This is a genomic window from Acinetobacter sp. TUM15064 (genome assembly GCF_008980265.1).
Lineage (GTDB): Bacteria > Pseudomonadota > Gammaproteobacteria > Pseudomonadales > Moraxellaceae > Acinetobacter.
Genome location: NZ_BKFU01000047.1, coordinates 22,699 through 29,733 on the forward strand (window position 1 = coordinate 22,699; position 7,035 = coordinate 29,733).

Sequence of the window (7,035 nt, forward strand, 5' to 3'; positions counted from 1 at the left end):
ATGAACTTCACAATGTCATTTTCTGAGCTTATGCCTTTAGCTCCTGTGATGATCGTTGCTTTAACAACGATCGTCGTGATGATTCTTACTGCAATTAAGCGTAACCATAACTTAATTGCAACAGCATCAGTTGTGGGCTTAAACCTTGCAGCAGCTTATGTGCTTTTCACAATGTTTGGTGGGGCTTTTAAACCAGCAAACGTGATGGGTATGTTCATGGTGGATGCGTTCACCTTGTTATACCAAGTGATCATTTTGATTGCGGCACTGGCATGCTGTACTTTGTCTCATGCCTATATCGAGACCTATAAAGATAACCGTGAAGAACTGTATATCTTAATGTTGTCATCAGTGACTGGTGCAATGTTAATGGTCGCAAGCTCTCACTATGCATCGTTCTTCATTAGCCTTGAGTTGATGTCGATTCCTGTATATGGCTTATTGGCGTATACACACCAACGCTCTAAATCTTTAGAAGCGGGTGTGAAGTACTTGGTGCTTTCAGCAACCGCTTCGGCAATGTTGTTGATGGGTATGGCTTACATTTACGCGTACACAGGTTCAATGTCGTTCTATGACAATGTTCAAGCGTTAATGCAAAACATCCAGCAACCGATGGTGCTTTTAGGTTTAGGTTTCATCGTATTTGCTGTGGCATTTAAACTGTCTTTAGCGCCATTCCACAAATGGACACCAGACGTTTATGCAGGTGCACCAACACCGATTGCAACTTTCCTTGCAACGGCTGCAAAAGTCGCAACAATTGGCCTGTTTGTACGTTACATTTTAACTTCAGGTGCGATCCTAGTTGACTCTATCATCACGATCTTAACTGTGATTGCAGTGTTATCAATCTTGGTGGGTAACTTCCTTGCAGTGAAACAAGTGAACTTGAAACGTATCTTGGCATACTCTTCAATTGCGCACTTTGGTTACTTGTTGATTGGTTTAATCAGCATGACCTATGCAAGCCTTGGAAACGTATCTGTTTATGTAATCACTTATGTATTAACTACAATTGGTGCGTTCGGTGCAGTTGCATTGATGTCTAGTCCATATAACAACGTGGATGAAGCAGAAAGCCTAGCAGACTACCGTGGTCTATTCTGGCGTCGTCCAGTGTTGACCGCAGTGTTAACCGTGATGATGTTATCGCTTGCAGGTATTCCATTGACAGCGGGCTTCATTGGTAAGTTCCTGGTGGTGATGGCTGCGGTAACGACTCAACATTGGTTCCTTGCTGCGATGATCATTGTTGGTTCTGGTATTGGTCTGTATTACTATCTCCGTGTGATGGTTGTGATGTACATGACACCACCAGACGCACCGCGTGTAGACGCTGTGGATCATTGGGGTCAAAAAGTGGGGGGGATTATGGTGCTTTTAGCTGCGGCAGCAGTACTGGTGATTGGTATCTATCCAGATCCAATTATTAAGCTTGCGCTTCAGTCTGAGATTTTATCTCCAATCCACTTTATGCTTTCTCAACAGCACTAATCATTCAAAACGTTTTGTTTTAATAAAAAAGCCTCCATCAATTGGGGGCTTTTTGTTTTTATCGCACGATAAAAAGCTTTATAATGTCAGGAATTTTATTTTACCTTTTAGGTGCTCTCCCGTGGCTATCCATGAAATTCGTCATCCGTTGATTCGTCATAAGCTTGGTCTTCTTCGTCGTGCAGATATCAGCACGAAAAACTTTCGCGAGCTGGCTCAAGAAGTGACTATGCTGTTGACCTATGAAGCAACAAAAGATTTACCTGTGTGTGATCATGAAATTGATGGTTGGAATGGTAAAGTCATCGTAGACCGTATTGTGGGAAAAAAAATTACGGTTGTGCCAATTTTACGTGCGGGTATTGGTATGTTGGATGGTTTCTTAAACCTGATTCCAAGTGCAAAAGTATCTGTATTGGGTTTAGAGCGCGATGAAGAAACGCTTGAAGCGCGTACTTATTACAAAAAATTAGTTCCAGATGTACAAAACCGTTTAGCCATGATTATTGACCCAATGCTTGCAACAGGGTCTTCGTTGGTTGCTGCGATTGATGTATTGAAAGCAAGTGGTTGTAAAGATATTCGTGTAATGGTATTGGTTGCGGCGCCTGAAGGAATTAAACGTGTAAATGATGCGCACCCAGATGTCACTATTTTCACGGCTTCAATTGACCAAGGTTTAAATGCTAATGGTTATATCGTGCCGGGTCTAGGCGATGCGGGCGATAAAATCTTTGGTTCAGTTCAAAAAGATTAATGATTAAAATGAATGCATAAAGGAGGCTTTCACAGCCTCTTTTTTATATACTGGCTATCTAGCCATGTACAGATGAGGATCGGGTAATGAAGTCTGAACAATATCAAGGAAAAGTGAAGCAATATAATGCGGATAAAGGTTTTGGTTTTATTTCCTCACCTGAAGGCGACGTATTTTTTCATATCTCGGATTTCCCAGCAGACTTAGGTGAGCCGAAACGCAATGAACGTGTAAAGTTTAATGTGGTTGAAAATGGCGATCGCTATAAAGCAATTAAAATTGAGCGGGTTGAAGACAACTCTGCCAAAGCTAAGAAATCGAAAGTCTCAAGCCACAATAAGTCGATTACCACAGATTTATTGTCTAATTTCAGACGTTAAAATGGGTAAATTGAGTATGCACATGCTGCAAAATTAATCTGCTTATTTTGATTGAAAGAGGCTTTTTAGCCTCTTTTTTATTGATTACAATACTCGAAAATACAGTTGATTAGCACATATTATGTTTCTGAACGGGAAAATCAAAAGCTTTAGCCCCTCACGTGGTTTTGGTTTTATTGAAGTAGACGGGGATGTTGATGATGTGTTTTTTCATATCAAAGATTTGCCACAGAACAACATTGAACCCAAGATTGGTGAAGCGTTGCAGTTTATGATTGTGGAAGATCAAGGCAAGTTTAAGGCTGGAAATATCCAGCGGCTGAATCATCCAACAGAAACTCAAAAATTAGGTGAGTTAAAGAAAAAAGTAAGACCGAGTAACTCATCTGTTCGCTATAACGAGGCAGGACATAAAAGTACGATCATTACCGTGATCGGTGTGATTGTGATTGCAGTGTTGGGATTTCTGATTTATGGCAAATATCAAAGCTATAGTATCGAAAAACAACATAAAGCTGAGCAATTGATGCTTGAGCAACAGCAGATTGTAGAAGAACAACGTAAGGCTTTAGGTGAGTTACCTGATCAGGTGCTTACAGAGCAAGGTAAACAAAACTTAGATGCTGAGCTACATCAAACCAATCAACCTCGCTCAGAACGTGTGACGCAGAGCATTGATAAACAAAATGGTCGTTTACCTGTCAGCACAGGAAAGTTCAAATGCGATGGACGAACCCATTGCTCCCAAATGCGTTCCTATGAAGAAGCGCTTTACTTCTTAAGGAACTGTCCAAATACCAAAATGGATGGGAACAATGATGGTGAGCCTTGTGAGCGCCAATTTGGGAAATAAAAAAGCACCCTCGGGTGCTTTTTGCTTAGTTATTTTTCGCAAAACTTCATGAAAGCTTTGAGTCCTGGGCCTTGGTACTTCTGACGATGCACCAACATGAACAGTGGACGGGTGAGAGACCAAAACGGTGTATCAAGCACCACCAACTGGCCTTTTTCACGCAAAGGTTCAGTTGCCAGTTTTGAAATACAGGACATCCCTAAACCACCCGCCACAATTTTTAAAATCGCTTCATTATGACCCAAGGTCAGACGGATATTGGCATCAGGCAAGTCTTTCAAAATAGCATTATCAAATACTTCACGTGTACCTGAACCTTCTTCACGCAAGATCCATTCGACCGATTTAAAGTCATCTGCGGTCAAAGTACGGTCTAGTTGTGCAAGAGGGTGGTTGGGTGCACAGCAGACGGCTAATTCATCGTCACGCCAGTGAATGCATTGCAGTTGTGGTAAGTGACAAGAGCCTTCAATCAAGGCCAAATCCAGTTGGAACTGATTCACTGCCTCAATCATTTGACGGGTATTACCAACTTGTAGCTGTAAATGGGCTTGAGGTTGAATTTGTAAGAAGTCAGCCATCAGGTCAGGCATGAGGTAGTCACTGATGGTTAGAGTTGCACCTAAACGTAAATCAATGCTTTGTAACTCACCTTTAGCGGCTTGCTCGAAAGCATCACAGCGACCCAAAATTTCTAAAGCCTGTGGCAGCAGGAAACGACCCAGATCATTGAGTTGAAGACGCTTACCTAGGCGGTCAAATAAAGGTGCCCCCAAACCGTCTTCTAGATCAGCTAAAGCCATACTCGCAGCACTCTGGGTGAGTCGAACCGCATCACTGGCTTTGGTTACTGTGCCTTCTTGAGCAACTGCTACAAAAACCGCCAACTGGCGTAAAGTCATGCGCATGAATATAGCCTTAACATTTAAAAAATATTAACAAATTATGTGGTCATGCTAACATGAGCAACGTCTTTGATGCCACGCTGAAATCATGTCAATTGAAAAATTTAGCCTAGAAAAGGTTTTATCCGTACACCGTTGGACCAATACACTTTTTAGTTTCACCATGACGCGACCTGCACATTTTAAGTTTAGCGCAGGACAATTTGCCCGTATTGGCATCAAAGTGGGTGATGAATTGGTGGTTCGAGCGTATTCGGTGGTGTCCTCTCCCTTTGATGAAACTTTAGAATTTTTCTCGATTGTGGTGCCAGAAGGTGCCTTTACCTCAAATTTACAACACTTAAAAGTTGATGATGACATCTACCTTGAAAAGATCCCGTACGGCTTTTTGACTTTGGCGCGTTATCAGTTGCCACTACCAAAAGACTTATGGTTACTGGGCACAGGGACAGGGCTTGCGCCTTTTATTTCGATGTTGCAAGACTTTGAGACGTGGTCGAAGTACGAGAGCATTACACTGGTCTATAGCGTACGTACAGCTTCTGAACTGGCCTATGCAACACGTATTCAGGAAATTGCAGAGACCTTTGGCGAGGGCCATACAGGCTTTAAATTTGTGCCGATTATTACGCGTGATCCGCATGCGCCACTACATGACCGCTTACCCGTACTGATTGAAAATGGTGAGCTTGAAAAAGCAGTTGGTTTGAGTCTGAACCCTGAAACTAGCCATGTGATGCTGTGTGGTAACCCGCAAATGGTCGAAGACACCAAAGAGGCATTAAAAGCACGTGGCCTGACTATGAACCGCCGTGGTGAAGGAAATATTGCGGTCGAAAACTATTGGTAAAGCTATTTCGCTAATAAAATGCTCATCGAATGATGGGCTTTTTTTATTCTTAGATTAGCATTTGAATCACTCAGATTTTAAACTTGGCTTAAAAGAGAGATCACTGCTTGTACGCTCAGATCGCGCTATAATTTCTCTTTTGTACTGGGTTGGATGGGTTATGTCTTCAGCGTTAAAAACGACGGCTCAACCAGAGGTGAGGCTTAGCCCACAGCAGAAAAAATTAAATCGTTTGATTGAACGCATTGAACAACAAAAACAAGAATTGGCAGCATGGCAAAATGTGCAAGCCGACATTCAAAATTATACGCGCAGTAAGCTTTTGCCCATTTATAGCGAGTTACATACGGTTCTATTTACACAGCTAGATACTCTGTGGAATCACTTAGCCAGTGATGCCTTTAGCAAAGCTGATTTGGCGCAGATAGACACCAAAATAGCCGCCTTAGCCAAGATGCTAAAAAAATCTCAGATGCTAACTTCGGCTCAAAAAGAACAAGTAGAGAAAGTGGATACTTTCTATATACAGCATGCAGAACATATATGCTCGAAGAAAGCCAAAGCAAACTCAATACAATGTCATGACCTCGTTGAAACGGTAGAACAAAACGTAGATGTAGACTGGGAAAATTATGAATATGATTCTGCTCAATACGAAGCAGAGCGAGAACGTGCCAAGCAGTTAAAACAACAAGAAAAACGTGAGCAAGCAGCCAAAATGGCAGCGCAGTCGCTGAAAACCGTATATTTAAAAATTACCGCGATGATTCACCCTGACCGTGAGCCTGACGAAGCGAAGAAATTAGAAAAGACCGAACTTTTGCAGAAGGTAAACGAAGCCTATGCAGAGCAGGATTTATTTTACTTACTCAAACTCCAGTTACAGCTAGAGACGAATAAGGGCCTAAGCTCAAAGCCTTTAAGTTCGGAACAAGTAAAGTTTTATCAGTTGTCTTTGGAAGCGCAGAGTCAGAATTTGCAAAGCCAGTTAGAAGAGATCTTTGCGTCTTTTCACTTGAGCAGTCATGTTAATACCAAACAGCTCAAAATGAGTGATGTGTATAAGGTGATTGATAAGGATGCTGCTGAGTTAAAACAGCAGTTGAAGTGGGAAAAGGAACGTTTAAAGCATATGAAAAAGGTGAGTGGAGTAGAGATGTTGTTGGGGAGTGGGGTGTTGTAAGCCTTTGAAATACCTTTCCCCTTGCGCAGCAGCGCTGCTCATCTCCTAGAAGGAGAGGGAATTTCATTGCGTATCGAATAACTATTAAATTCACAAAGGATGCTCCCTCTCCCTCAGGGAGAGGGCAGGGGTGAGGGTAATTAAAATGGAAAATAAAAAATGAAACTAGACCCACAATTATTAGAATTTGCCAAAACCATGAGAACCAATGCCACCGATGCAGAACATTTAATGTGGCAACTACTTCGAGCTAAACGATTTATGAATCTAAAATTCCGCAGGCAACATGTTATTGCACCATATATTGTAGATTTTTACTGTCATGAACTGGGTTTGGTCATTGAGTTAGATGGTAGTCAGCATGGAACGAATGATGCGATTGAATATGATGCCGAGAGAACCAAGTTTTTAGAGGCTTTGGATTTAAGTGTGGTGCGGTATTGGAATTATGATGTGTTGAGTCTGACTAAAGTGGTTTTGGAGGATTTGTGGCGGAGATGTTCTGAATTAAAACAGACCTCTCCCTAACCCTCTCCTAAAAGGAGAGGGAACTCCATTGTGGAATTTATACAGACATTTAATCAAATGACGCTCCCTCTCCCTATGGGAG

General features: G+C 41.9%; 8 protein-coding genes. 7 read left to right on the forward strand and 1 reads right to left on the reverse strand.

Annotated features, from left to right (window positions below; all coding sequences use genetic code 11):
* The 4 genes from nuoN (at nucleotide 1) to GBI16_RS13270 (ending at nucleotide 3,487) form a co-directional block, all read left to right on the forward strand.
* The gene (gene nuoN / locus GBI16_RS13255) at nucleotides 1-1,497 is read left to right on the forward strand and encodes an NADH-quinone oxidoreductase subunit NuoN (protein WP_086208145.1); all 1,497 of its coding nucleotides are present in this window, start codon (nucleotides 1-3) and stop codon (nucleotides 1,495-1,497) included.
* A gap of 121 nt (nucleotides 1,498-1,618) precedes the next feature.
* Nucleotides 1,619-2,254: a uracil phosphoribosyltransferase gene (gene upp / locus GBI16_RS13260; RefSeq protein ID WP_110975552.1), complete on the forward strand. Its 636-nt coding sequence runs from the start codon at nucleotides 1,619-1,621 to the stop codon at nucleotides 2,252-2,254.
* An 86-nt stretch (nucleotides 2,255-2,340) separates the two neighbouring features.
* Nucleotides 2,341-2,634, forward strand: coding sequence for a cold shock domain-containing protein (locus GBI16_RS13265; RefSeq protein ID WP_151707215.1), 294 nt, complete (start codon nucleotides 2,341-2,343; stop codon nucleotides 2,632-2,634).
* 121 nt (nucleotides 2,635-2,755) lie between these two features.
* Nucleotides 2,756-3,487 (forward strand): cold shock domain-containing protein, encoded by a 732-nt coding sequence (locus GBI16_RS13270; RefSeq protein WP_110975551.1) that lies wholly within the window; start codon nucleotides 2,756-2,758, stop codon nucleotides 3,485-3,487.
* Between the two features lie 29 nt (nucleotides 3,488-3,516).
* On the opposite strand, the gene gigC is transcribed toward GBI16_RS13270, so the two are convergent.
* Nucleotides 3,517-4,395 (reverse strand): LysR family transcriptional regulator GigC, encoded by an 879-nt coding sequence (gigC, locus tag GBI16_RS13275; RefSeq protein WP_086208141.1) that lies wholly within the window; start codon nucleotides 4,393-4,395, stop codon nucleotides 3,517-3,519.
* 85 nt (nucleotides 4,396-4,480) lie between these two features.
* On the opposite strand from gigC, the gene GBI16_RS13280 reads away from it, so the two are divergent.
* The 3 genes from GBI16_RS13280 to GBI16_RS13290 all read left to right on the forward strand — a co-directional run bounded on the left by GBI16_RS13280 (nucleotide 4,481) and on the right by GBI16_RS13290 (nucleotide 6,953).
* Nucleotides 4,481-5,242 (forward strand): ferredoxin--NADP reductase, encoded by a 762-nt coding sequence (locus GBI16_RS13280; RefSeq protein WP_086208140.1) that lies wholly within the window; start codon nucleotides 4,481-4,483, stop codon nucleotides 5,240-5,242.
* Nucleotides 5,243-5,402: 160 nt separating this feature from the next.
* On the forward strand, nucleotides 5,403-6,425 hold the full coding sequence (locus GBI16_RS13285) for a molecular chaperone DnaJ (protein ID WP_151707216.1): 1,023 nt from the start codon (nucleotides 5,403-5,405) through the stop codon (nucleotides 6,423-6,425).
* A gap of 159 nt (nucleotides 6,426-6,584) precedes the next feature.
* On the forward strand, nucleotides 6,585-6,953 hold the full coding sequence (locus GBI16_RS13290; RefSeq protein WP_151707217.1) for an endonuclease domain-containing protein: 369 nt from the start codon (nucleotides 6,585-6,587) through the stop codon (nucleotides 6,951-6,953).
* Nucleotides 6,954-7,035 lie beyond the last annotated feature (82 nt).

What these genes read in the sequence shown, in the direction of transcription:
- nuoN (WP_086208145.1), top strand. Translation starts at nt 1, where the DNA reads ATGAACTTCACAATGTCATTTTCTGAGCTTATGCCTTTAGCTCCTGTG.
- GBI16_RS13265 (WP_151707215.1), top strand. Translation starts at nt 2,341, where the DNA reads ATGAAGTCTGAACAATATCAAGGAAAAGTGAAGCAATATAATGCGGAT.
- GBI16_RS13270 (WP_110975551.1), top strand. Translation starts at nt 2,756, where the DNA reads ATGTTTCTGAACGGGAAAATCAAAAGCTTTAGCCCCTCACGTGGTTTT.
- gigC (WP_086208141.1), bottom strand. Translation starts at nt 4,395, where the DNA reads ATGCGCATGACTTTACGCCAGTTGGCGGTTTTTGTAGCAGTTGCTCAA.
- GBI16_RS13280 (WP_086208140.1), top strand. Translation starts at nt 4,481, where the DNA reads ATGTCAATTGAAAAATTTAGCCTAGAAAAGGTTTTATCCGTACACCGT.
- GBI16_RS13285 (WP_151707216.1), top strand. Translation starts at nt 5,403, where the DNA reads ATGTCTTCAGCGTTAAAAACGACGGCTCAACCAGAGGTGAGGCTTAGC.
- GBI16_RS13290 (WP_151707217.1), top strand. Translation starts at nt 6,585, where the DNA reads ATGAAACTAGACCCACAATTATTAGAATTTGCCAAAACCATGAGAACC.